The organism is Pedobacter lithocola, from assembly GCF_042650845.1.
Classification (GTDB): domain Bacteria; phylum Bacteroidota; class Bacteroidia; order Sphingobacteriales; family Sphingobacteriaceae; genus Pedobacter; species Pedobacter lithocola.
The window spans coordinates 517,465-543,236 of the sequence record NZ_JBHSBW010000013.1 but is presented as its reverse complement, the minus strand read 5'-3'; the positions used below and the strand labels follow the sequence as shown (position 1 = coordinate 543,236).

Below are 25,772 nucleotides of genomic sequence, written 5' to 3'. Positions count from 1 at the left end.
CGTCATTTTAGTTTCCTTCATTTCTTAAAATTTGCAGCGGTGGTTTATTTAAAATACTTCTGCTGCTTAATATTCCTGTTATTACGATTAATAAAACTACACTGCTAAAAAGTAAAAGTGTTGGTAGTAATGGAGGTATAAATGTTGCATCGAAACTAAATTTCGCTAAAGCCCAGCTGCCACTTATTGCCAATATTAAGCCTGCAGCTGCGGCAAATAATCCTAAGAAAAAATATTCAATTGCATTTATCGCTAAAATTTGTTTTCTGCTGGCGCCCATAGTTCTTAGCAAAATGCTTTCTTTTATTCGTTGGTTTTTACTGGTAAGCACAGCTGATACTAATACAATCCATCCGGTGACCATGCTAAAACCTGCCATAAATTGAATCACAAAGCTAATCTTACCCAACAATTCATCTAACAGTTTAAGTACTAAGCCCAAATCAATTACCGAAATGTTTGGAAATTTGCGAACCACCGAACCTTGAAAATTTGCTGATGTTTCACTATTAGGCACTCTGGTCATCAAAACATGAAACTGTGGTGCCTGTTCTAAAACACCTGATGGAAAAACAACTCGAAAGTTGGTTTGCATTCTACTCCAGTTTACTTCTCTTAAACTACCAACAACCGTTGGCAAAAGCATGCCCTGAACATTAAAAACTATTTTATCATTCAGTTTTACTTTAATGCTTTTGGCGAAATTCTGATCAAGAGAAATATAAACTGCATCGTTAGCATTATTAACTTTTCCAATCCATTTTCCATCAACAATTTTTTCTGCCGCTGTTAAAGTATCTTGGTAAGTCGCTCGGATTTCATTTCTAAAGGCCCTTCTGTTGGTGCTATCAGCGCCAGCCTTTTTCCCGTTAATTTCTTCAATCCTCATTGTAATTACCGGCACCTGATTCATCAATGGCAATTTAAAAGATTTAGTCAAATCGGTAACTGCTACTTTCTGAGTATTCTGAATATCAAACAAAACCATATTTGGTTGCGATTCACCTGAAGATAGTGTTACCCTGTTAATCAAAATGCCTTGAACAAAATATAGTGTGCAGATAAACGCGGTTGATAAACCGATAGAAACTGTGAGCATTAAGGTTTGATTGTTAGGGCGGTACAAATTCGCAAAACCTTGTCGCCATAAATAGCTTAACGACGCTGGCATTAACTTGCGCACCAGGAACATTAATATGCTAGAGAAGGCCATTAATAGAAGGAAGGCGATTAAAATCCCAACGGTAAAGGCAATGGTTTGTACCCAACCCTGCATTTGTAGGTAAGTAAAACCAACTATAAAAACAACCATTAGCAAATAAACCAACCCTTTTAATAAATCTATTTTTTTAGATGTATTGGATTCGAATGTTGCTCTGATAGCATTTAGTGGAGAGATTCTTCTAACCGATAAGAGTGAAGGTAAAGCGAAAAGTACGGATATGACTAAACCAAGCAATAATCCCTGCCCAATTGCCGACCATGAAACTTGCATTGTAATTTCAACAGGAAGGAAATCTTTTAAAACGATTGGCAGTAAAAATTGAATTAAAGTACCTAAAACAGAGCCAAGTATTGCGGCAATAACACCGATAAAAGCAACTTGAATAAGGTAAATTAAAAATGCATCCCAGGCTTTTAAACCCATGCACCTAAGTGTTGCGATTGCAGATAATTTTTCTTGAATGTAAACATGGATAGCACTTCCAACACCCACACATCCTAATAACAATGCAATAAAACCTGTTAACGCTAAAAAGCGATTCAAATCTCTAAAGCTTCTGCCGGTTTGTTCTTTTCTTTCTGCTACGGTATCTAAATCCAAACCTTCCTTTTCTAACTTTGGTTGGAGTTGTTTAATAACTGATTCGAGTTCGTTCGGGTTGCTGAATTTGTAATAATATTTGTAATTAATTCTGCTTCCGGTTTTGATTAAGCCTGTTTTATCTAAGTATTTTAAGGGGATGTAAATGATTGGTGCTACACTAGATGAGATTCCCGTTTGCCCTGGTGCTTTATCTAAAACAGCAGCAATTTTAAAAGTTAAATCGCCTATAGAAATCGAATCGCCAGTTTTTGCGTTGAATTGTAGCATTAAAGTCTTATCTACCAAAGCTTCTCTGCCATTAAAAAAACTTTTTGCTGCGCTGGCCGGAGTAGTTTCGATGGATCCATAAAAAGGATAATTTCCTTCAAGAGCTTTCATTTGCACTAATCTGCTTCCGCCACTTTTAACAAAATACACCATTGAACCGAATGTGCTCTCAGATGCACGGTCGTTGCCCATGGTTTTAAGCATTTGTTGTGTTTTTTTGCTTACAGCTTTCCTGCTTTCTACAATTAAATCGGCACCTGTAAGTTCTTTGGCTTGCCTATCAATATCATTTTGAAGGTTATCTTTAAATGAATAAACAGCTACTAAAGCTGCAATTCCTAAAATTATCGATGAGATGAAAAGCAATAACCGCGACCGATTTTTACGGCTATCTCGCCATGCCATTTTAAATAACCATGAAGTAGGAACACTTTGTTTTGGAAGTTTGTTAAGCATAACTTGGGTTTTCGTCGGCTATAATTAAGCCACCTTTCATTTTAATTACTCTATTCGTTCTGGCAGCCAAATCTGGGTCGTGTGTTACAATAACAAGGGTTGTTCCGGCATCTTTATTCAAATCAAACAACAATTTTATAATTTTTTCGCTCGTTTCGGCATCCAGGTTTCCGGTAGGTTCATCAGCAAAAAGTAGGGCAGGTTTATTTGAAAATGCTCGGGCTAAAGAAACCCTTTGTTGTTCGCCACCAGAAAGTTGAACAGGATAATGGTGACCTCTATCGGCCAAACCAACTTTATCTAACAGTTCTAAAGCATGCGATTTTATATTTTTTGCTCCGCGAAGTTCTAAAGGAACCATAACATTTTCTAATGCAGTTAAGGTTGGCAACAGCTGAAAGTTTTGAAATATAAAGCCCACATATTGGTTACGAACTGCTGCACGTTCATCTTCAGATAGTTTATCTAAAACCACCCCATTAAGCTCTACACTTCCTGTACTTGCCCTATCTAAACCAGCACAAAGTCCGAGTAAAGTTGTTTTTCCACTTCCCGATGGCCCGGTTATGGCAACTGTAGAACCTGCATCTATCGAAAAGTTTACATTGTTTAAAACAGTAAGTTCACGACCAGCGCTTTGATAAATTTTACTTACATTTCGGATATTTAGTATACTTTCCAATGGCTAAAGAATTTAAGTTTTGGGTTAAAACGCAAAAAACATAATGCGCCCTTTTCCGTTAAAGATAATGACTTTTGATTTTAAGAGATAGAATAAATAGATATGTTACGAAAACGCTTAATGGTATTAATTGTTTTGACAGGAATATTACAGGCCTGCTCCAATAACGATGCTAAAAATAAAACTGAATTAACCGATTCTGCAAAAAATGCTAAGGGTGAAACTGCCCAAGCTATAAAAAATATTTTGTTTTTTGGAACCAGTTTAACTGCAGGTTATGGCTTAGACCCAACAGAGGCATACCCGGCTTTAATTCAAAATAGAATTGATTCGTTAAAAATGCCATACAAAGTTATTAATGGGGGTTTAAGCGGTGAAACCTCGGCAGGTGGAAAAGGTAGAATAGATTGGCTTTTAAAGCAGAAAGTTGATGTTTTTGTTTTGGAACTTGGCTCAAATGATGGTTTGCGTGGTGTACCCGTAGCTGAAACAACTAAAAATTTACAATTCATTATTGATAGGGTAGAAGCCAAATACCCTGATGCTAAATTGGTAATGGCTGGTATGCAAATGCCCCCAAGTATGGGTAAAAAATATACTACAGATTTTAAAGATATGTTTCCGCAATTGGCTAAGAAAAATAACATGAGTTTGATTCCTTTTTTACTTGAGCATGTTGGTGGTGTAGCTAAACTAAATCAAGCCGATGGAATACATCCAACCGCAGAAGGCGATAAAATTTTGGCAAATAATGTTTGGGCGGTTTTAAAACCTTTGCTATAAACTCATCTTAATTATTGTGTTATTGTTTGCTGGCGAAAAATCTCTTTTCGTAAAATCTTCGTTTATTGCAAAGTATAATTTAAGCCAATGCAAAAACGAGTTCTATGATAAATTTTCTTAAAATTGTATTTTCAGCACTTTTCATCTTTATGTGCTATAAAGTAATCTCCACTTCTTTAGAAAGAAATTTATTTGAGGAATGGGATTTTTTGGGTAGCATTCCATGGATGCGTGCAACCCTTTGGGATTTTTACGCCAACATCTTCATTATCACACTGTGGATGTTTTATAAAGAAAAAAGCATTATTCTTAAAATCTCTATTACAATTTTGTTCGTATGTTTAGGCAGTATAGCTACTCTAGCCTATGTTTTAGTGCATTTATTTAAACTGAAAGATGGTGAAGGTATTAAAGAATTGCTTGTCAAAGTATAGTGTGTGAGGTTTAGGTTGTAAGGTGCTTTGTTAAAGTTTCAGTTATACGAGCATGGCTTTTGGCCTTAAACCTTTTATCTTAACCTTATGCCTTTTCAAATAGCACATTTACTTTTTATTGCTTTAATTTCCCTAATTGCCTGTTGTACCATCATGTTTGTGGTATGGCTTTGGGCAAAGAAAATTAAAAATGCTGGAGTTGTAGATGTTTTTTGGGCACTCAACTTCCCCGTAATTACATTAATCACTTATTTTTTATCAGAAGGATTTGAAACCCGTAAAATTTTAATCTGCTCAATTTTTTTACTGGCAGAATTGCGTTTGGGCCTTCATTTATGGCAGCGGGTTATCGGCCATATAGATGAAGAAGAGGGTAGATACCAACAACTTCGTAAAGAATGGGGCGATAAAGCTGAGCGGAATTTCTTTTTCTTTTTTCAGTTTCAGGCCATTTCAAATGTTTTATTAGCCATTCCAATATTTATTATCACAGCAAATCCATCTCCAGAAATTTCTATTTTAGAATACATAGGCTTAGCAATTTGGGCAATTGCATTTATCGGCGAAATGGTGGCCGACCAGCAATTGGCTGCCTTCAAGAAGGACCTAGAAAACAAAGGTAAAGTTTGCGATACGGGATTGTGGTACTACAGTCGCCACCCAAACTATTTTTTCGAATGGCTAACCTGGATGGCTTACTTCATCTTTGCCTTGGCATCACCCTGGGGAATTTTAGCCATTATCAGTCCTGCAATAATTTTATATTTATTAACCAGAGTTACCGGTGTTCCGAATAATGAAGAACAAAATTTAAGGAGCAAACCCGAAGCTTATAAAAAATATCAACAAACAACCTCTTCCTTTTTCCTCTGGGGGAAAAAGGATGGATGATGGACGATGTAAGATGGATGCTAAAGGGATGTAAGACGTCAAATGGTTGATAGACCAAATCCATAAATCCTCTTCCATCGTAAATCAACCATATTCCATTTTACATAATTTCTTCCATTTTCCATCACAAATCTTCCATCTTACATAAATATTAACATTTTCCATACTATGTGGTACGATAAACTTTTAGAAAACAATAAACTTCCTGATTCTGCTTTGCGTTTGGGCATTAGAAAACTTTGCAAGCAGCGCTTAGATGATGAAACGCTTGGAGATGAAGAGCTCCAGCAAGAAAAATTTATGGATTTGGTGACCGAATTAAAGCAATCGCCAATTGCCGTAAATACTGCTGAAGCCAACGAACAACATTACGAATTACCTACGCAATTTTTTCAATATTGTTTGGGTAAAAATTTAAAATATAGTAGCGGTTACTGGAAACCAGGCGTTAAAGATATCGATACATCAGAAGATGATATGTTGGCTTTAACCTGCAAAAGAGCAGATTTGCAAAATGGGCAAAACGTATTAGAATTGGGCTGTGGTTGGGGTTCGCTGTCTTTGTATATGGCGGCAAATTTCCCAAACAGTACTTTTACCGTTGTTTCAAATTCTGCAACGCAGAAAACTTTTATCGATGAAACGGCAAACAAAAGAGGTATTCAAAACTTAACAGTTTTAACTGCAGATATGAATACGTTTACCATTGCCGATACTTTTGATAGAATTGTTTCAGTAGAAATGTTCGAGCACATGCGTAATTATAAATTCTTGCTTAACAAAGTTGCTGGTTTCTTAAAGCCCGACGGGAAATTATTCGTTCATATTTTTACACATAAAACGCTGGCTTATAAATTCGAGGTGATTGATGAAACCGATTGGATGAGTAAGTATTTTTTTACAGGTGGAATAATGCCATCCAACCATTTGTTTTTTTACTTCAATGATGATTTAAATATTGATAAACATTGGGTGGTAAATGGTACCAATTATGGTAAAACATCTGAGGCTTGGTTAAGCAACATGGATAAGCACAAGGCCCAGATTATGCCAATTTTAGCAGAAACTTATGGTAAAGATCAAGCTGTAAAATGGTGGGTATATTGGCGGTTATTTTACATGAGTTGTGCCGAATTGTTTAATTACAATAAGGGGAATGAATGGATGGTTTGTCATTATCTATTTGAAAAGAATAAAAAAGGATAGAGAGGTGAGGAAGTAAATGGATTAGGGAATGTCACAAATCCCATAAATTTCACATCCCAATGGACATTACCCACCTTACATCCTCAATACATATTAATATTATGAAGAAACTTGCCATTATTGGCTCTGGTATAGCAGGCATGGGTTGTGCCCATAAGCTGCAACATAACGATATTACTGTGTTCGAAGAGGCAGGTTATGTTGGTGGTCACACCAATACGGTAACACTCGAAGAAGATGGTAAACCTATTTATTTGGACTCTGGTTTTATGGTTTTTAACTATCAAACCTATCCAAATTTGTGTGAACTATTTAAAGAGATTAATGCGCCTGTTATCAAAACTGATATGTCTTTCAGTGTTCAGTTTTTACCGAAAAAATTAGAATATAGCGGTTCTAGCTTAAATCATTTATTCGCCCAGCGGAAGAATATTTTTAATGTTTCTTACTTGAAAATGTTGATGCAAATTAATCGTTTCAATAAACAAAGTGTTGAGATTTTAGATAAGCCTGAATATCAAAATCATTCAATAGGGCAATTTTTTAAAGAGTTTGGCTATAGTGATGATATGCTTTGGCAATACCTGATTCCGATGAGTGCTGCGGTTTGGAGTGCACCAATGGAACAGATTTTGGATTTTCCTGCAGTAACACTCATCCGTTTTTTCAAGAATCATGGTTTTTTAGGCTTAGATACCCAACACCAATGGTACACGTTGGAAAACGGGAGCCAGGCTTACCGCGAAAAACTGATTGCTCCTTTTCGCGATAGAATTAAAATTAACAATAAAATAGTTTCAGTTAAGAGATTAGACAACGGAAAGGTTGAAGTAGAAAATGCCCAAGGTGATCGATTTGAGTTTGATAAAGTGATAATGGCCTGCCATGCCGACCAAACTTACAAAATTGTAAAAGATAAAACAGATTTGGAAGCTGAGCTGCTTTCCAAATTTAAATACCAATTAAATAAAGCAGTTGTGCATACCGATGAGGCACAAATGCCAAAGGCTAGATTGGCTTGGAGCAGCTGGAATTATCGCGTAGAAAAACAAGGTGAAAAGCTTTTGCCTAGTACCATTTATTGGATGAATAACTTACAAGGCGTTTCTAAAAAAGCAAACTATTTTGTTTCTATAAACCCGACAAAGAGCTTAAATCCTGATAAAATTATTAAAGAAATTGATTACCATCATCCGTTATTTGATGTGCCAGCCATGCAAGCTCAGGAAAGATTACATGAACTGAACGGGAACGGACCTATATATTATTGTGGCAGTTATTTTAAATATGGTTTTCATGAAGATGCATATAAAAGTGCGGTAGATTTGTGTAGGGGGATGTAAAAGGAAGAGGGAAGATGGATGATGGATGATGGAAAATGGATGATGGAAGAGGGGAGATGGAAGATGTGAAATGGAAATTTAAAAAAATTGTAAATAAATGGAAAATGTATAAACGTTATACCTCCCATAAACAATATTTCATTTTACATTATTAATGAATAATCCATTTTCCATCTTTCTACGTTTTTTTTATTAGTTTTATTAAGTCATCCCTAGAGATTTTATGAAAATAATTTATTTAAGATGAACGAAAAAACTGTAATTCTGCTAGAACGAACATTTCGATTTGGTGTTAATATTTTAAAATTTCTAGCTACTCTTCCCTATCATTTTGTTTGCAAAGTGCCAATATTGCAGCTTAGCCGATGTTCAACATCTATTGGAGCAAACTATGAAGAGGCACAAGGTGCTGTCACCAAGAGGGATTTCAGCTATAAGATTGGAATATCTTACCGAGAGGCTAGAGAAAGTGTTTATTGGTTACGGATATTAAGTGAACTTTATGTTGATGAAAAATATATATCAGATTTTGATAGATTTAAAACAGAGGCTATGGAATTGAAGAAAATATTTACATCCATAAAAATATCATCAAGTAAATAATTTTCAATAACTATACCCCATCTTCCATCACACATCTTCCATATTACATCTTACAAAATAACTAGAAATGTTTCTCTAACCATGTCCCATCTTCCATCATCCATCTTCCATCTTAATTCTTCCATTTACACCGCCAAAGTAATGCACAATCGCATTGCGCCAAAAAAGCATTTTTTTTGGTATAACGTGTATATGTTTTACATCGATTTGGATGAAATAGACTTGTTGACAAAAAAACTTCGCTGGTTTAGTCGCAACAGTTTTAATCTTTTTTCTTTTAGGGATGCTGAGCACTTACAATTACCCAGAGAAAATCCAGATAAAACTAAAACCGTACGACACCAATTAGAAACTTACCTAAATGAAAATGGTGTTGATGGCACAAATCTTAAAATCAAACTGCTTACCAATCTAAACGTTTTAGGCTATAATTTTAATCCGGTTTCTTTCTATTTTTGTTTTGATGATGCTGGAATTCCGGTGTGTTGCGTGGCAGAAATTAGCAACACATACCACGAAATGAAACTTTTTTTCTTCGGAAAGGAAGAATTGCATGGAGATACTTTTAAAAAAATTACGGTAAAGTATTTTTATGTTTCACCATTTATCGACCATGATGATTCCTTCGATTTTAAACTGAAAGTACCAACAGATAAACTCGATATTAAAATAGATGATATTGATAAAAAGGGAAATAAGTTTTTTTTCACCACATTAATGGGTACTAAAAAACAGCTTACCAACAGCAATTTATTAAAATGTTTCTGCTCAATTCCCTTAATTCCACTGCAAATTATGGGCATGATACATTGGCAGGCTTTGAGATTATGGCTAAAAAAACTATCTTTTCATCCGAAGTCAAAAAACCCTGAACTGCAACGTAACGTATATAAACCCTATAAACCACAAACAAAATAGATTTTAAAGATTATGAATTCGCTTGTCGCCTCAAAAACATCAACAGGTTTCTTTGAAAAAGTAGTGCTCAATGCACTTTCTAAAATGACTTTGGGGAAATTGGAACTTTCGTTACCTAATGGCGAAACTTTGGTTTTTGGAAACAGCGAAGATAAAATAGCTGCAAATATTCAAGTTAACCATCCAGATTTTTTTAAATCGATTGCCTTGTACGGTGATATTGGTTTCGGCGAGGGTTATACCTCTGGTTTATGGGATACATCGAACATCACCAATGTAATTAAATGGGTGATTTTAAATATCGAAAATGCACCATCCATAACAGGAAGTAAAGTGAAATCGGCAGCTTTAAATTTATTTAAGATTGTAAATAAGCTCACACACGTAAGGAGAGCAAATACGCTTGCGGGTTCTCAAAAAAATATTTCAGAGCATTACGATTTGAACAACGATTTCTTTGCCACTTTCTTGGATAAAACCATGACCTATTCTAGCGGGTATTTCCTAAATGATAATGTAAGTCTGGAGGAATCGCAATACGCTAAATACGATAGACTAGCGAAACAATTAAAAATTAAACCTACAGACCATGTTTTGGAAATAGGCAGTGGTTGGGGAGGAAATGCGATATTTTTAGCTAAAAATTATGGTTGTAAAGTAACATCGGTAACCATCTCAAAAGAGCAACAAAAACTGGGCATAGAACGTGTACAAGCAGAAGGCTTAGCCGATAAAGTTTCCATTATCATTCAAGATTACCGCAATATCGAAGGTATTTATGATAAAATTGTTTCCATTGAAATGCTTGAAGCTGTTGGTCATCAATATTTAGAAACGTATTTCGCGAAGTGCCAATCCTTATTAAAACCGGATGGAATTTTTGCTTTCCAAGTTATAACATCGCCCGATTGCCGTTACGATAAATTAAGAAACGGTGTTGATTGGATACAGAAGCATATTTTTCCCGGGTCATTATTGCCATCTGTTGCAGCCATTAATAAAGCAATAAATAATACTGGCGATTTAACAATGGTTGATTTGAAAGATATGGGTTTAGATTATGCTAAAACACTTCACCTTTGGTTTATCGAATTTAATAAACACCTTGATAAAGTAAAAGCCTTGGGCTTCGATGAAACCTTCATCCGCAAATGGAATTACTATTTAAATTATTGTGAGGCTGCTTTTGCCATGCGCAATATCAATGTAATGCAATTGGTTTACTCACGCCCGAATAATACAGGCAGGTAAGATGGTTTGTGATGGAAGATGGTTGATGGAAAATGGTTGATGGCCGAAACGTGCTGAATGTAGTGAACACCATCATCCAAATACTGATCTCCATCATCCATTTTCCATATTTCTTCCATCTTCCATTTTACATATCTCCATTTTACCTCTTTTTTCCGTCTCCCATCTCTACCTATTTCCTCCTTCCGTCTTTTTTTACCGATAAAAGTCGCACCTTTGCCGACCAATTAATCCAAACCGCGTAAAAAGTATATGTTGCCATTGTAACAAATGCGACCTTGTGCAGACTAAATACAAAAGACTATTATTTATATGAAACGAATTCTACTATTAACTTTCATCCTCGGAATATTTTTTAACGCCCATGCACAGTTTGGTCTCGGTGGAGCTCAAAAAGCAACTGTTGCTGGTCGTATTACTATAACCGTTTTAGATTCGGTTAGCAAAAAACCGATTGATTACGCAACAATCTCCCTTCTATCTGTAAAAACATCAAAATCGGTTAATGGTGGTGTTACCGATGAGAAAGGAAAATTAATTTTACAAAATGTTGCTCCTGATGCCTACAAGTTAATGATTGGCTTTATGGGTTACAAAACTAAAACCGTATTGGTAACTACTACTCCTGCAAAACCCGATGTAAACTTGGGCAATGTTTTAGTTTCATCAACAGAAAATAACTTGGCTGATGTTCAAATTACGGGTACTAAAGCAATTATCGAAAACAAGGTTGATAGAATGATTTACAATGCCGAGGCGGATGGAACAAATGCGGGTGGCGATGCTACAGATGTAATGCGTAAAGTGCCAATGCTTTCTGTAGATGCAAATGGCGATGTACAACTTCGTGGTGGTGCAGTTCGGGTTTTAATTAATGGTAAACCATCAGGAACAATGGCGGCAAGCGTTTCAGATGCTTTAAAAATGATTCCTGCAGAACAAATTAAAAGTGTAGAGGTAATAACAAGTCCATCAGCAAAATACGATGCAGAAGGTTCGGGTGGTATCATTAACATTATCACCAAAAAATCGAATGCGCAAGGTGTAAGTGGAAGCGTAAATGCCTCGGTAGGTACTCGTCAAAACAATGGAGCATTTAATTTAACGGCAAAAACAGGGCGTTTAAGTGTTAATACTAGCTTGGGTGCAAATGTAGCTTATGCTCAAGATTCAAGAACAGAGTTTGTTACCAACACAACTTATTTAAACGGCACAACCAATAATATTTTGCAAAGTGGTGTTTCTAAATGGGCTCGCAACGGCTACAATGGCAGTTTTGGAGTAGACTATGATTTTAATGCATACAACAACATTAGTTCGAACGTTAAATTCAACCGCTTCTCAAACGGCGGACCAGGCTCATCAAATTACATCATTAATAATATTCCTGCTACCAATATAAGCAATATGGATATGACGCGTAACAACATGGATTGGAACGTTGATTATAAAAAAACCAGTAAAAAAGAAGGTGAAGAATTTACAATTTCTGGTCAGTTATCAACTGGTCGCACACCTACAAGCTTCAGCAATATTCTTACTTCGGCAGCTTTTCCAAATGGAATAGTTACTTCTAGCGATAATACCGCAAAAAATAATGAATACACCGCTCAAACAGATTACACTTACCCATTCTCAAAAACTACTATTTTAGAAGTTGGGGCAAAAGGAATTTTTAGAAATGTAAAAAGCCAATATGGTGCTTCTGAAAGAGATTTTGATTACAACCAGGATGTAGCTGCGGCTTATGGTGTTATCGCTTTTGATCTTACTAAGAAACTTAAATTTAAAGGTGGTATAAGAGCGGAGTATACTAAAATCGATTTCAATACGCAAACCAGCGGTTTAGAGAAAAACGATTATTTTAACTTATTTCCAAGTTTAGTTATCTCTCAAACCCTTAAAAAAGGTGGTACAGTTAAATTTAGCTATAACAGAAGGGTGCAAAGACCAAGTGAAAATTTCTTAAATCCATTTAGAAATGAAAGCGATCAGTTTAACATCATGCAGGGTAATCCTCAGTTAAGTCCAGAATTAAGTCAGAATTTAGAATTTGGTTACAATACGTATATTAAAGGTTCGATTATTAATGCATCTATTTTCTACCGTACTACAGGTGGTGTAATCGAAAGTTCAATTTCTCCATTGATAGAAAATGGAGTAACTAAAGTTTTATCATCGTACATTAATGTTGGTAGATCAGAAACTTATGGCTTAAACCTATTTGGTTCATACAATCCAAAACCTAAATGGACATTGATGAGTAATTTCTCTGCTAACACTTACGAGGTTACCAATACCGCAACAAATATTAGTACAGGAACATTTTTAAATTATAGCTTATTTGGTCGTTCGGCTTACGGTTTTGGTAAAGGTTATAACTTCGAATTATTTGGTGTTGCAACTTCGGCACGTAGAACTTACCAAGGTAAAACAGATCCATTTTACTTTTATGGTGCATCAATTAAAAAGGATATCCTTAAGAAGAAAGGAAGCATTGGTTTAAACACTTTAAATCCATTTACAAAAAATTTGCACATTAAAACAGAAAACAATTCTGTTAATGCGGTTGGAAATGTTTTCCAAAGTGCAAATATCTATTACCCACTACGCTCTTTCGGAGTAAATTTTAGCTATAGCTTTGGTAAACTTAAATTTACAGAGAAAAGCAAAATTAAAAATGATGATGTTAAGCAAGATCAGCAGCAGCAAGGTGGTGGAATGGGAGGCGTTCAACAATAATTACAAAAACTCAATAAAACATATAAAAAAGCTTCTGGTGCAAACCAGAAGCTTTTTTTATTTCTTTTTTACCTTTTTTAAAATCATTAAACTCAAAGGATTCATCGGGTAACCACTAATGTTATTTTGCAACATAACAACCGATTGGTCGTAAAAAACGGGTATAACCGGAGAATAATCCATCACCATTTGGTCCATTTGGCGATATAGTTTAAAACGCTTCTCATTATCAGGTTCGTAATAGCTTTCCTCAAATAATTTATCGAAGTTTTTGTTGTAAAAAGCGGTATAATTTGGCCCATACGGAACCTTGTTTTTTGAGTAAAACATCGATAAATAATTTTCGCCATCTGCATAGTCCGCAATCCAGCTTCCCCTGAAAAAGTTTACGTTGTTTTTCGACATTAAATCTCTTAAACTGGCGCTCGGACTAACATCGATTTTAGTTTTAATGCCAATTGCACTTAATTCGCCTTGTATAAATTCTATTAAATCTTTATAGGTTGTAGTGGTATTTAAAGTAATTTCCGTTAAACCCTTACCTTCAGGATAACCAGCTTCTATCAAAAGTTTTGCAGCAAGTTTTGGGTTGTAATGATAGCCGTGAACCGCAGAACTATCAAAACCTGGCATCCCTTTAGGTATAAAGCCTGAAGTTGCAGGTATGCCGATTCCGTTTCTTAAATATTTTATTAATTTTTCTCTATCGATGGCATAATTTATGGCTTGCCTAACTTTTTTTAATCGTAAAGGCGAATTTTTAACGATATCCAAAGTAGAATCAACCAAAATGCCAACATACTCTGTACATAAATATGGTCCCTTTCTTAAGGTAAATTTCCCTTTATATTTTGAAGTCATTTTGCCACTCTTGGTTAAAATATCATCACGGTAACTACCATCAACACTATAATAAAAATCAAGGTCTTTTTTTAAGAAACTCATAAAACCACTTTGCTTATCAGTAATAAATGATGCTTTCAATGCATCTATATAAGGCAATCTGGCTCCATTTTCATCTTTTTCCCAATAGTGGTCGTTCTTTAAAAGCACTAAAATTTCTCCCTCTTTCCAATATTTAAAGCTAAAAGGACCAGTGCCAATCGGGTGGCTTCTGAAATCTTTTCCATAATGTTCAACCACTTCTTTAGGTACAACTGAACAGTATTGCGAGGTAAGTAAACTCATAAAAGGAGGGAAGGGGCGAACCAATTTTATTTGAAAAGTAGAATCAGTTAAAGCGATAAAATTACTTTGATCTTTTACTTTATCGCTAAATATCCATCCTCCAGATGAAGCAACTTTTGGGTCTATCAAACGATAAAAACTGTATGCAAAATCGCTCGCCACAACTTTTCTGCCTTTTCCATTTTTAAAAATTGGGTCGTTGTGAAAATATACATCATTACGAAGATTAAATGTATATGTTAAGGCATCGGCAGAAATTTGCCACGATTTAGCAATGCAAGGAACTGTTTTCAAGGTCGAATCAATTTGAACCAAACCATTAAAAATTTGATTGGTCATCCAAATTGCGTTTTGGTTACGAGCAAAAGCTGGGTCTAAGGAAGTTAAACCTTGGTCGAGGTTGATATTAAAAGTTTTTTTATTGTTGTCATTGGCTTTTTTATTGCAAGACAGCAATGCAATGCAACAAAAAATCCAAAATATATATTTAAATGAGCCTCGCATGCGGTAAGGAATGTTATTTTTGCACAAAATAATAAATTTAACGCAGATGTCTTTTTTAAACGATTTATTTATTGGGCTTGATGCCGCCAAGCAAGAAGAATTACAAGATCGATTGGATATTGTTGAGCACAAAATTAAGTTTATGGATAAAATGCCGGTGGCTTTGCTTGATGTAAACAACAATCCAAGTTATTTTTTAGCTGAAGAAATTGCATTGGCTGGCGGAATGCTTGAAGCAGATGTTTTTAGTGCAGCATTTATTATTTATTACCAGCCGGGTAAAAATTTATCAGATTTGATGCGTGAAGTACCAACAATGTTAAATGCAGAATGGCAAGCCGTAAAAAACAATCGAATTATTTTGCTGAATGATGATGTAAATCGGAATTTATCTGCAGAAAATGCGGTATCCTTGATAGAAGATATGGCTGAAATGATCCACCCCGGATCGTTTATTTTTGGGCATGAAGGTGATAAATGGATTCGGTTTGGGGCTTAGGTTTTGTCTAATCCAATTTAAAGCTCCAAGATAGAAATTCCATGAGGTTTAAGACGCCCAAGGCAAATCGCTTAACGCAAAATACCTATTCATAGCTTTTTAACGTCGAAAGATTCAAATAGTATTTGATTAATAGCGACTTAAATATTCCTGTAAGTTGTTTTATTCCTGAAACTATTATATATTAGTGCATGATTAATACTATAGCTTATGAAAAAGTTGTGTTTAATCATCCCGCTCTTCTTAATCCCATATTTAGTTTTTGCAGATTACGGTTGTCTTGTTCCAGGATATCCTGAACTTTTAACTTATCAATCTAATCCACCTGGTGGTATTTTTTCTAACTCACCGGGCCAAATTTACCCGAATTCTGGTTGTCAGTGGGTTTTAGATAACACTTTGCCATCAGCGGGTTGTATTGGTCATGGTCGAGCTGGAGTTAAAGGTACATATTATCAAATGTGTCCAATAGATGACTTTCTCCCGGCATTTTTTATATTTACCGCTGGTATTGCTTTTCTGCACATCAGAAGAAAAGCATCAATCGTTAAGCATGAAGATATCTATAATCACGGTAGTTTATAATGGTGAAACCTTCATTAAAGATTGTATAGAATCTGTTATCAGCCAAACCTATAAAAACATAGAATACATTGTAATAGATGGAAATTCTACTGATGGAACACAACTAATTATAGAACAATACCAAAGGCAAATTACCAGATATGTTTCTGAAGACGATAATGGCTTATATGATGCATTAAATAAAGGTATAAACTTGGCTACAGGAGATATCATTGGAATTTTAAATGCCGACGACTTTTTTGCTAATGATGATGTAATTCAGAAGGTTGCAGATATTTTTCTAAACGATTTTTCTGTAGAAGCCCTGTATGGAGATTTAAATTATATTCACCCATTAAATAAAAGCGTTATCAGGCAATGGAAATCTAAAGAGGCAAATGAAACAGATTTAAAAAGAGGATGGATGCCTGCACACCCAACATTATACCTCAAAAACAATCTATTTGAAAAATATGGTAAATATGCTTTAAACTTAGGCACCGCGGCAGATTATGATTTAATTTTAAGGTTTTTTTATACGTATAAAATCAAAGCTTATTACCTGCCAATATTAATGATAAAAATGCGGATTGGTGGATTAAGCAATCAATCGTACAAAAGTTTATATCATGCTTTTCTTAACGACTATAAAGCTTTAAAGAGAAATCAACTTCCAAACCCAATATTCATTTTATTACTGAAAAAATTATCAAAAATTAAGCAATTTTGGTAGCTTAACGGAATAAAATTTAATTGGTTTGGTTAAATAATTTTAAGCAATTACTTAAGTTAATTAACAGCAAACCTTTTTTTATAAGCATTCAAATTATTGTTAATAAACGAGTTGCAAAGTACCTGCATGTAATGGCAAATTATTATATTTGTTAGTAAACCTTCTACAACTTGCTTCTACATTTATTAAGTGCAAATCCTGTATATTTTTATCTGGCTATATTTATTCTGGCTGCAGTGATAGTTTTATATAGCATTCCGTCTGTTATTTACATCTCTACAAAATACAGCCTATTTGATAAAAATGATATGCACCGTAAAACGCATCAACGAAACATTTCGCGTTTAGGTGGTGTAGCTATTGTGGTCAGTTTTACCATAACAACATTGCTTTTTTCTACATTAATCAGGTTCGAAGAGGCTAATTTTCTAATTGTTTCTTGCATAATTCTTGCAGCTTTAGGCTTAAAAGATGATGTACATGGAAGCAATACAAGCACAAAGTTTATTTTACAGCTTTTGGTTGCCATGATTTTGGTATTTTTCGGTGGATTTAGGTTAACAAGCTTATATGGCGTATTGGGAATCTGGGATATGCCGTTATTTTGGGGAGGAATTTTTTCGGTTATTTTAATAATCTTTCTAAATAACGCATTCAATCTTATCGATGGTATCGATGGACTAGCAGCCTCTATAGGCATTATTGCAAACCTTATCTTTGGTATTTTATTTGCCTTAATGCATCAATTGCCTTATGCATTTATTGCGTTTTCTTTAGCAGGCGCAATTGGCGGTTTTTTAAGATATAATTGGTATCCGGCAAAAATATTTATGGGCGATACCGGAGCATTAATTATCGGTTTAGTTACTGCTGCATTAGCTATAAAATTCATAGAACTTAATAAAGTTACGGCAAGTAACACACCGCTAATTTTATCAGCACCTGCAATTGCAGTATCTATTTTAATTGTACCAATTTTCGATTCGCTAAGAATTTTTACTGTTCGTGTGCTCAAAGGGAAATCTCCGTTCATAGGTGATAGAAATCATATTCACCATCGCTTAGAAAGATTAGGTTTAAAACCACCTTATGTTATTTATACTACTGCAGGCCTAAACCTTTGTATGGTAGCGTTAGGCTTATTAATAAGGTATTTGGGCAATTTTTTTCTTATCTTTTTTTTACTTGGGTTATGTTTGATACTCGATTTTATTCTGGTTTACAGGTTAAGAAAAATGGGTAAGTTTTAGCTAATGGTTGGTTTACTTTTAGCTCAAAGGAGCGATTTAAAAACCATTAGAATTCAATATTGAACCTTTTTTTCAAAGTAATTTTTGTAAAAACTAACCTGAATAAATATCATATATAAGTATTTCTTTATCCGCTACTATCTCAAAATAAACATTAATTTTGCGTATTAATTTTTATAAATGAGAATAGCAGTAAATGGTTTTGGCCGCATTGGCAGAACTTTCTTACGTTTGGCCCTAGCCGAAGGTTTCGAGGTAGTGGCAATTAACGATTTGTCGGAACCAAAAACAATGGCTCATCTCTTTAAATACGATACCGTTCATGGTGTATTTAAAGGCAAAGTTTCGGCAAAGCCTGATGCATTAATTATCGATAATTTATCCATTCCAATATTTTGCTTTAAACAAGCCGCTCATTTGCCATGGTCGGCATTAAAGGTTGATATAGTTGTAGATTGTACAGGCAAAAATTTAACATGCGAAGATGCTGAAGGACATATAATTTCTGGAGCAAAACAGGTAATTATTTCTGCGCCTGCTTCTGATGATATACCCATGGTGGTACTAGGCGTTAATGATGATACGGTTGATTTAACAAGCAAAATACTTTCTAACGCTAGTTGTACCACGAATAACATCGCCCCGATGATTAAAATTTTGAATGATAATTGGGGCGTAGAAGAAGGTTACATTACAACAATTCATTCGATGACCGGCGACCAAAACCTGCACGATAGTAATCACAAAGATTTACGCAGGGCAAGAGCCGCCTCAGCATCAATCATCCCCACAACAACTGGAGCAGCAAAGGCAATTACACATATCTTCCCGGAGTTGGATGGCAAATTGGGCGGTGCAGGCATCCGTGTTCCGGTGTTAAATGGATCTTTAACAGATTTTACCTGCATTTTAAAAAATAAAACCACCATTGATGAGATTAACAAAGCTTTTAAAAATGCCGCTGAAAATAAATTTAAACAGGTTTTAGAATATACGGAAGACCCGATAGTATCTGTTGATATTATTGATAATCCACACTCATGCATATTTGATGCCCAATTAACATCAATAGTTGGCGATTTAGTAAAAGTTGTTGGGTGGTACGATAATGAGTATGGCTACAGTAGCCGGCTGGTCGATTTAATAAAAAAAATTGAAGCAGTCCAGAAGAAATCAGCTGTTCAATTGCATCTAAATCAAACTCAGCCAGCTCATTAATTATAAATTTAATCACCTATCCTTAATTAATATGGTAAAATTCATCACCAAAGAAGAGGTTCTTCCGCTAAGAAGTTTAGTGCTAAGAAATGGTAAATCTTATGATTTTTGCCATTTTGATGGTGATGAAGCCTATGATACTTTTCATTTGGGTTATGAAGTTGATGGCGAAATCAGATCAATAGCAACATTTATGCGCAATGATTTCTTTGAAGGAGAGGGCGAAGGTTATCAGCTGAGAGGCATGGCAACACATCCCGATTTTGGAAAAAGAGGTTATGGCGCAGCTTTAATAACTTTTGCTATTGAATATCTAAGAGAATATAAAACCGCATATTTGTGGTGTAATGCCCGTTCGTCTGCCGCGGTGTTTTATAAGAAAATAGGCTTTACAACCGAATCACCAGAGTTTGACATCCCCGGAATTGGGTTCCATTACGAAATGAAATTAAACTTAAATCAAAATAATAAAGCATGAAAACGATAGACCAGATTAACTTTAAAGATAAGAAGGCATTAATAAGAGTAGATTTTAATGTTCCGTTGGATGATGATTTTAAAATTACCGATGATAAAAGGATGCGAGCTGCATTACCAACGATAGAAAAAATATTAAATGATGGCGGTTCGGTAATTCTTATGTCGCATTTAGGTCGCCCAAAAGATGGACCTACAGATAAATATTCATTAAAACATATCCTAGGCGATTTATCTCGCATGTTAGATTTGGAAGTAAAATTTGCCGACGATTGTATTGGTGAATCAGCAGTTAACCAAGCTAAAAATTTATATCCTGGTCAGGTTTTGCTATTAGAAAATCTTCGTTTTTACAAAGAGGAAGAAAAAGGTGATGTTGCTTTTGCTGAAAAATTATCGGATTTGGGTGATGTTTACGTAAACGATGCTTTTGGTACAGCACACAGAGCACATGCATCTACAGCAGTTATTGCACAATTTTTCCCTGATGCAAAGTATTTTGGATATTTAATGGCATCTGAGTTAGAAAATGCTGAGAAAGTGTTAAATCACCCGGAGAGACCATTTACAGCAATTATGGGTGGTGCTAAAGTTTCTGATAAAATTCTTCTGATAGAAAAATTATTGGATAAAGTTGATAATTTAATTATCGGTGGTGGTATGGCCTATACTTTCGCGAAAGCGCAAGGCGGTGAAATCGGCACATCATTGTTAGAAGCGGATAAGCAAGAACTTTCTTTAGAATTGATTGAAAAGGCAAAGGCAAAAGGGGTTAATTTAATACTTCCTTCGGATACTGTTATTGCAGATAAATTTGCAAACGATGCAGATAAGAAAGATGTAGATTCTGGTCAGATTCCTGCAGATTGGATGGGATTGGATATCGGTCCGAAATCGATTGCTTTATTCCAGGATGTTATTAAAAATTCTAAAACTTTGTTATGGAACGGTCCGATGGGTGTTTTCGAAATGGAAAATTTTGAAGCTGGTACCAAAGCAGTTGCAGAAGCTGTTGTTGCAGCAACTAAAAATAACGGTGCGTTTTCATTAATTGGTGGTGGAGATTCTGCAGCAGCCATTGCAAAATTTGGATTAGAAGATGAAGTGAGCTATGTTTCTACCGGCGGTGGAGCGTTATTAGAATATATGGAAGGTAAAGAATTGCCTGGAGTTAAGGCAATAAACGAATAAGCCCTAAATATTTAAAATAAGAATGGTCAGGTTATTAAATAATCTGACCTTTTTTTTTAAGATAAATGAATACTCACTCGATTTATTTAATATTTCCCGTACTTTTTAACGCCCAATAAACTAAAATAGGTTGGAACAATAATCTTCCAAATCTTTTTGCGTCTGTGTCTAATCCAAAAGCACTTCTCTTATTTTTGTATTGCGCAATATTACCCGTAAAAACTGATGTAAAGAGTCCTGCAGTAATTTTACCTACAGTTTTTTCATATTTTTTTGGTTCAAAAATTAGGGCAGTTCCTAATGCAATTTCAACCAAGCCAGATTGTATAACCGTATCATCTTTCTTTAATGGAACCCAATTCGGCACTTGTGCCTGAAATGCTTTTCTGGCAAAAGTTAGGTGACTAATTCCTGCAAATATTAATCCTGCACCAAGCAAAATTTTCGCCGATTGTTCAAAGCTTTTATCTTTAATGTTCATTGCTAAAACTTTCACTTCTTAATTAACAATACAAAATTAGGAATGTTAGTTAGCCAGTATTAATAGGTAATCTTGGCGTTCCAAAAAAATCAAAATTGTGAGTAAAATTCTAGTTAATAATGGCAATTATCTGCTTAGCTTTGGTATTCTATAGGTTTAAATGCTAAAAATTTATTTTAAAAATAATTTTTGTACTAAAGTTGATTTTGTTTCATAACCTGCTTTTTATCAATGATTAAGCAGTTTTTTAAAACGGTGTAGTAGCACTTTTTTATCTCATTGTGGGAGAAAAAGCATGTGGAAAACTTTTTTGTGGTAAAAAGTGGTAAAAAGTGGTAGAACTATTTACTTTTACACTACATAAAAAGTGTAAATACCACTATGACCCATCTTTTAGGAGAATTTGATTGTAAGCTTGACGCAAAAGGCCGTTTGATGGTGCCTTCTGCGCTTAAGAAACAATTGCCTGATGTGGAGCGTGAAGGTTTGATAGTAAACCGTGGTTTTGAAAAGAATCTTGTTATCTACCCAAAAAGTGTTTGGGATAAAATTGTTAGTCAGTTAAGTGAATTGAATGTCTACGATGAAGAAAACAGAAAATTCATTAGAGCTTTTACCCGTGGCGCAACCGAGCTTAGTCTTGATGCAGCTGGCCGGGTTCTGCTTCCAAAATCGCTAACAGAATATGCTGGCATTGGTGCCGATGTAATGCTTGCCTGTCAACTTGATAGAGTAGAAGTTTGGGATAAACAGGCTTACGAAGATACCTTAGATAATACTCCTGCTAATTTCGCCAGCTTGGCGCAAAAAGTAATGGGTAGTAAAAAAGGAGGGAATGATGGAGAATAATTACCACATTCCTGTAATGTTACAGCCCTGCATCGATGGTTTGAATATTAAACCAAACGGCATTTACGTTGATGTAACCTTTGGTGGTGGTGGCCATTCTAAAGAAATTCTAAAACATTTAGGCGCAGAAGGCAGGTTGATCGCTTTTGATCAGGATCCAGATGCTCAAGCAAATATTCCAGATGATCCTCGCTTCATTTTTATCGACCAAAATTTCGGATTTTTAAAAAATAACGTTCGCTTAAAAGGCTTTAAACAAGTTGATGGTATTTTGGCCGACCTGGGTGTTTCGTCCCATCAATTTGATGTACCTGAACGTGGTTTTTCAATTCGTTTCAATGCAGATTTAGACATGCGGATGGACCCGAATGGAAACTTAACTGCCGCAGAGGTTTTAAATACATATTCTGAAGATAAGCTTCATAAAATTTTTGGCATTTACGGTGAAGTTAAAAATGCGAAGTCTTTGGCTCGTGCAATCGTAACAGCACGTTTAGAAAATCCATTTACAGATATTAATAGATTTAAAATTGCCATTGCTGAATACATCCCGAAAGGAAAGGAAAATAAATATTTGGCGCAAGTTTTTCAGGCATTACGAATTGAAGTGAATGCAGAGATTAAAGTACTTGAAGATTTTTTACAGCAGGCCGCTGATGTTTTAAAGCCTGAAGGTAGGTTAGTGGTTATGTCTTATCACTCGCTTGAAGATAGGCCTGTTAAAAATTTCATGGCAAAGGGTAAGTTTCAGGGCGAGGTTGAAAAAGATTTTTTTGGCAATCAGCAAAAGCCATTTAATGTAATTACCCGCAAAGCGATAATTGCTTCAGACGAAGAAATTGGGAGTAATAACCGAGCTCGCAGTGCAAAATTAAGAATTGCAGAAAAGATATGAATAAGTTCAGAGCAGATGAGGAAGAAATCGGACCTGAACCTGAATTAAAGGTTAAAACCGAAAAAACGAAGTCGGAAGACGATAGAAAGTTTAGCGAAACTTTTATCGGTAAGTTTTTTACCGAAGGTGTAATATCTAAAGAAGCCGCAACAGATGCGTTGCCTTATTTGTGCTTCTTGGCGCTGTTAGGTATGATTTATATCGCCAACAGCCACTTCGCGGTAAACAACGTTCGTAGAATTGATAAATTAAATAAAGAAGTAAAAGAGTTACGATGGGAATATAAATCGCTTAAAGCTGACCTCATGTTTAAAAGTAAATTAACAGAGGTTGCCAAAAAAGTAGATACCCTCGGAATAAAAGAATTAATAGAACCACCAAAAAAACTAATTGTTAAAAGCGATGAATATTAGAGCAAATATCCTGCTTCGTGTATATCTGGCATTTGGCTTAATCGTGCTTTTTGCCTTGGCGGTATTTTTACGTCTTGGGCAGGTGCAGTTTGTACAAGGACATAAATGGAAAGCTATGGCCGATAGTCTTTCTACACGTTATATGGCTGTAGAGGCTACTCGTGGTAATATATATTCGAATGATGGAAGTTTGCTTGCAACTTCGGTTCCTGAGTATGAATTGCACATGGATATGTTTGCCGGTGGCATTGCCGATGATAAAATTTTTAATGAGAAAGTAGATTCATTAGGGATGAAACTTGCTGGTATTTTTCAGGATAAATCAGCCAAAGATTATTCACGCATTCTTCGCAAAGGCAGGCAAGATAGTGCTCGTTATTTATTAATACACCGTAAAGTTGGATATTCTGACTTAAAAACCATCAGAACTTTCCCGCTTTATAATGTGGGTAAGTTTAGCGGCGGTTTAATTGCCGTACAGCAAAACAAACGTATTTTACCTTTTAAGGCTTTGGCCGCTCGTACAATCGGTTATAAAAATGCAAATGTTAAAAATGGAGTTGGATTAGAAGGTGCTTATACCGAGTATATCAATGGTGAAGGAGGCAAAAGGTTAATGCAACGTATTGCTGGTGGAGTTTATGTACCTGTAAATGATGAGGAAGAAGTTGCCCCAAAAGATGGAGCTGATATTATTTCTACCATTGATATTAACATGCAAGATCTTACTCAAAATGAGCTCGAAAAGCAACTGATAGCGATGAGAGCAGACCATGGAACTGCAATTTTAATGGAAGTTGCAACTGGTGAAATAAGAGCGGTAGCGAATTTTTCAAAAATTGAGGAAGGCGTTTACAAAGAGAAGTTTAACTATGCAATTGCCGGGAATCAAGATCCAGGCTCTACTTTCAAATTGGCCTCATATATGGCTTTGTTAGAAGATAAATTGGTGGATACGAATACATTAATTGGTACTGGTTATTATCAAATTCCGGGGAAACTGATTACAGATTCGCATCCAAAAATTGAAACAGTTACGGTTAAAAAGGCATTTGAAGAATCATCTAATGCAGCAATCGCAAAATTGATAAACACACATTATGGCGATGATCCAATAAAATTTACAGATCATTTATACGATTGGCATTTAAACGAAAAAATGGGTTTACAAATTCCTGGTGAAGCAATGCCGGTGGTTAAAAATCCAAAAACAAACAAAAGCTGGGGAAAAATGACCTTGCCTCAAATGGCATACGGTTATGAAATGCAATTAACACCACTTAAAATGTTATCGTTTTACAACGCAGTAGCAAATAATGGAAAATATGTGGCTCCAATTTTTGTAAAAGAAATTAGAAGATTAGGTAATCCAATTGAGCAGTTTAAGGCAAGAGTGATAAATGAGCAAATTTGTTCGGATGTTACCTTGAGCAAAATAAAAAAGATGCTAGAAGGTGTGGTTACTGAAGGTAGCGGAAAGCAAATTGTTTACAACCCGTTGTATAAAATTGCGGGCAAAACTGGTACTGCTCAGGTTGCTGATGCAAATAAAGGTTACAAAGCAAATAAGCAATATCAGGCTTCATTTGTAGGTTATTTTCCTGCTGATAAGCCGAAATATTCTTTAATCGTGGTTATAAATGATCCTAAAGGTGCTTATTATGGTGCCACGGTTTCTGGTCCGGTTTTTAGAGAAATTGCCGATAGGATTTATGCCAGCGACATGCAAATGTATAATGATGTACCAACACGTTTAGTTGGCAACACCATTAATCCTCCAACTAAATCAGGTCAAAGTAAAGCAACTCAAAAAGTTTACAAAGCTTTTGGTTTTAAACCGCTTTTTGCTTCCAAATCAGAATACTACAATACAATTGATACGAGTGCCGGAACTATTTTTCAGGAAAATAATGAACGTAAAGGTGTTATGCCAAACGTTGCAGGAATGGGCTTAAAAGATGCACTTTACTTATTAGGAAACGCCGGACTTAAAACAAGAGTTACAGGTTCTGGAAAAGTGATAAGGCAATCGGTACAAGCAGGCGTAAAAGTTGGTAAAGGTTTACAGGTAGATATACAGTTAGATTAGAAAAAAGGAATGATAGA

25 protein-coding genes are annotated in these 25,772 nt (G+C 35.3%); 20 read left to right on the top strand and 5 right to left on the bottom strand.

Translation table 11 applies throughout. From position 1 onward, the window contains the following. Window positions 1–7: 7 nt before the first annotated feature. Entirely contained in the window at window positions 8–2,551 is a 2,544-nt protein-coding gene (locus tag ACFOWA_RS16420) for an ABC transporter permease (RefSeq protein ID WP_378987054.1), read from the bottom strand. Then, window positions 2,544–3,233: an ABC transporter ATP-binding protein gene (locus tag ACFOWA_RS16415; RefSeq protein WP_123205598.1), complete on the bottom strand. Its 690-nt coding sequence runs from the start codon at window positions 3,231–3,233 to the stop codon at window positions 2,544–2,546. Before ACFOWA_RS16415 ends, ACFOWA_RS16420 begins: the two co-directional genes overlap by 8 nt. A 102-nt stretch (window positions 3,234–3,335) precedes the next feature. Between ACFOWA_RS16415 and ACFOWA_RS16410 the strand changes: the two genes are divergently transcribed. The 8 genes from ACFOWA_RS16410 (at window position 3,336) to ACFOWA_RS16375 (ending at window position 10,662) form a co-directional block, all read left to right on the top strand. After that, window positions 3,336–4,016: an arylesterase gene (locus ACFOWA_RS16410; RefSeq protein ID WP_378987051.1), complete on the top strand. Its 681-nt coding sequence runs from the start codon at window positions 3,336–3,338 to the stop codon at window positions 4,014–4,016. 104 nt (window positions 4,017–4,120) lie between these two features. Next, a complete protein-coding gene (locus ACFOWA_RS16405; protein ID WP_378987049.1) occupies window positions 4,121–4,450 on the top strand; it encodes a DUF1475 family protein in 330 nt (109 codons plus the stop codon). An 87-nt stretch (window positions 4,451–4,537) separates the two neighbouring features. Continuing rightward, window positions 4,538–5,341, top strand: a complete 804-nt coding sequence (locus ACFOWA_RS16400; RefSeq protein ID WP_378987046.1) for a DUF1295 domain-containing protein — start codon at window positions 4,538–4,540, stop codon at window positions 5,339–5,341. Between the two features lie 168 nt (window positions 5,342–5,509). Further along, entirely contained in the window at window positions 5,510–6,547 is a 1,038-nt protein-coding gene (locus tag ACFOWA_RS16395; RefSeq protein ID WP_378987043.1) for an SAM-dependent methyltransferase, read from the top strand. A gap of 101 nt (window positions 6,548–6,648) precedes the next feature. Then, window positions 6,649–7,890 carry an NAD(P)/FAD-dependent oxidoreductase gene (locus ACFOWA_RS16390; protein WP_378987040.1) on the top strand — a complete coding sequence of 414 codons (1,242 nt, stop codon included), beginning with the start codon at window positions 6,649–6,651 and terminating at the stop codon, window positions 7,888–7,890. Between the two features lie 243 nt (window positions 7,891–8,133). Beyond that, window positions 8,134–8,493, top strand: coding sequence for a four helix bundle protein (locus ACFOWA_RS16385; protein WP_378987037.1), 360 nt, complete (start codon window positions 8,134–8,136; stop codon window positions 8,491–8,493). Window positions 8,494–8,574: 81 nt separating this feature from the next. Continuing rightward, window positions 8,575–9,411, top strand: a complete 837-nt coding sequence (locus tag ACFOWA_RS16380; RefSeq protein WP_378987034.1) for a DUF1365 domain-containing protein — start codon at window positions 8,575–8,577, stop codon at window positions 9,409–9,411. 12 nt (window positions 9,412–9,423) lie between these two features. Beyond that, window positions 9,424–10,662 carry a class I SAM-dependent methyltransferase gene (locus ACFOWA_RS16375; protein WP_378987031.1) on the top strand — a complete coding sequence of 413 codons (1,239 nt, stop codon included), beginning with the start codon at window positions 9,424–9,426 and terminating at the stop codon, window positions 10,660–10,662. Here ACFOWA_RS16375 and ACFOWA_RS16370 read toward each other — a convergent pair. Further along, the gene (locus ACFOWA_RS16370) at window positions 10,632–10,889 is read right to left on the bottom strand and encodes a hypothetical protein (RefSeq protein WP_378987029.1); all 258 of its coding nucleotides are present in this window, start codon (window positions 10,887–10,889) and stop codon (window positions 10,632–10,634) included. The genes ACFOWA_RS16375 and ACFOWA_RS16370 overlap by 31 nt on opposite strands. An 85-nt stretch (window positions 10,890–10,974) precedes the next feature. On the opposite strand from ACFOWA_RS16370, the gene ACFOWA_RS16365 reads away from it, so the two are divergent. Then, window positions 10,975–13,404, top strand: coding sequence for a TonB-dependent receptor domain-containing protein (locus tag ACFOWA_RS16365; protein WP_378987026.1), 2,430 nt, complete (start codon window positions 10,975–10,977; stop codon window positions 13,402–13,404). Window positions 13,405–13,461: 57 nt separating this feature from the next. Here ACFOWA_RS16365 and ACFOWA_RS16360 read toward each other — a convergent pair whose 3' ends face one another. Next, on the bottom strand, window positions 13,462–15,123 hold the full coding sequence (locus ACFOWA_RS16360) for an ABC transporter substrate-binding protein (protein ID WP_378987023.1): 1,662 nt from the start codon (window positions 15,121–15,123) through the stop codon (window positions 13,462–13,464). Window positions 15,124–15,142: 19 nt separating this feature from the next. Between ACFOWA_RS16360 and ACFOWA_RS16355 the strand changes: the two genes are divergently transcribed. The 7 genes from ACFOWA_RS16355 to ACFOWA_RS16325 all read left to right on the top strand — a co-directional run bounded on the left by ACFOWA_RS16355 (window position 15,143) and on the right by ACFOWA_RS16325 (window position 21,028). Next, on the top strand, window positions 15,143–15,595 hold the full coding sequence (locus ACFOWA_RS16355) for a hypothetical protein (RefSeq protein WP_378987020.1): 453 nt from the start codon (window positions 15,143–15,145) through the stop codon (window positions 15,593–15,595). A gap of 210 nt (window positions 15,596–15,805) precedes the next feature. Then, entirely contained in the window at window positions 15,806–16,180 is a 375-nt protein-coding gene (locus ACFOWA_RS16350) for a hypothetical protein (RefSeq protein ID WP_378987017.1), read from the top strand. Further along, a complete protein-coding gene (locus tag ACFOWA_RS16345; protein WP_378987014.1) occupies window positions 16,149–16,892 on the top strand; it encodes a glycosyltransferase family 2 protein in 744 nt (247 codons plus the stop codon). Before ACFOWA_RS16350 ends, ACFOWA_RS16345 begins: the two co-directional genes overlap by 32 nt. Window positions 16,893–17,062: 170 nt before the next feature. Then, window positions 17,063–18,142, top strand: coding sequence for an MraY family glycosyltransferase (locus ACFOWA_RS16340; RefSeq protein WP_378987011.1), 1,080 nt, complete (start codon window positions 17,063–17,065; stop codon window positions 18,140–18,142). Between the two features lie 180 nt (window positions 18,143–18,322). Beyond that, window positions 18,323–19,360 carry a type I glyceraldehyde-3-phosphate dehydrogenase gene (gene gap, locus ACFOWA_RS16335; protein WP_378987008.1) on the top strand — a complete coding sequence of 346 codons (1,038 nt, stop codon included), beginning with the start codon at window positions 18,323–18,325 and terminating at the stop codon, window positions 19,358–19,360. Between the two features lie 31 nt (window positions 19,361–19,391). Continuing rightward, on the top strand, window positions 19,392–19,838 hold the full coding sequence (locus tag ACFOWA_RS16330) for a GNAT family N-acetyltransferase (RefSeq protein ID WP_378987005.1): 447 nt from the start codon (window positions 19,392–19,394) through the stop codon (window positions 19,836–19,838). Further along, window positions 19,835–21,028, top strand: coding sequence for a phosphoglycerate kinase (locus ACFOWA_RS16325; RefSeq protein ID WP_378987002.1), 1,194 nt, complete (start codon window positions 19,835–19,837; stop codon window positions 21,026–21,028). Before ACFOWA_RS16330 ends, ACFOWA_RS16325 begins: the two co-directional genes overlap by 4 nt. Before the next feature lie 82 nt (window positions 21,029–21,110). On the opposite strand, the gene ACFOWA_RS16320 is transcribed toward ACFOWA_RS16325, so the two are convergent. Continuing rightward, complete coding sequence (locus ACFOWA_RS16320) at window positions 21,111–21,509, bottom strand: DoxX family protein (RefSeq protein WP_378987000.1); 399 nt, start codon at window positions 21,507–21,509, stop codon at window positions 21,111–21,113. Window positions 21,510–21,890: 381 nt separating this feature from the next. Between ACFOWA_RS16320 and mraZ the strand changes: the two genes are divergently transcribed. From mraZ to ACFOWA_RS16300, 4 genes are read left to right on the top strand one after another with little or no spacing between them, the layout of a single operon-like run. Then, window positions 21,891–22,358: a division/cell wall cluster transcriptional repressor MraZ gene (mraZ, locus tag ACFOWA_RS16315; protein ID WP_378986997.1), complete on the top strand. Its 468-nt coding sequence runs from the start codon at window positions 21,891–21,893 to the stop codon at window positions 22,356–22,358. After that, window positions 22,348–23,253: a 16S rRNA (cytosine(1402)-N(4))-methyltransferase RsmH gene (rsmH, locus tag ACFOWA_RS16310; RefSeq protein WP_378987744.1), complete on the top strand. Its 906-nt coding sequence runs from the start codon at window positions 22,348–22,350 to the stop codon at window positions 23,251–23,253. The genes mraZ and rsmH overlap by 11 nt, the downstream gene beginning before the upstream one ends. Continuing rightward, window positions 23,250–23,666, top strand: coding sequence for an FtsL-like putative cell division protein (locus ACFOWA_RS16305; RefSeq protein WP_378986994.1), 417 nt, complete (start codon window positions 23,250–23,252; stop codon window positions 23,664–23,666). The genes rsmH and ACFOWA_RS16305 overlap by 4 nt, the downstream gene beginning before the upstream one ends. After that, window positions 23,656–25,755 carry a penicillin-binding protein gene (locus tag ACFOWA_RS16300; RefSeq protein WP_378986991.1) on the top strand — a complete coding sequence of 700 codons (2,100 nt, stop codon included), beginning with the start codon at window positions 23,656–23,658 and terminating at the stop codon, window positions 25,753–25,755. The genes ACFOWA_RS16305 and ACFOWA_RS16300 overlap by 11 nt, the downstream gene beginning before the upstream one ends. The last annotated feature ends 17 nt before the right edge of the window (window positions 25,756–25,772 follow it).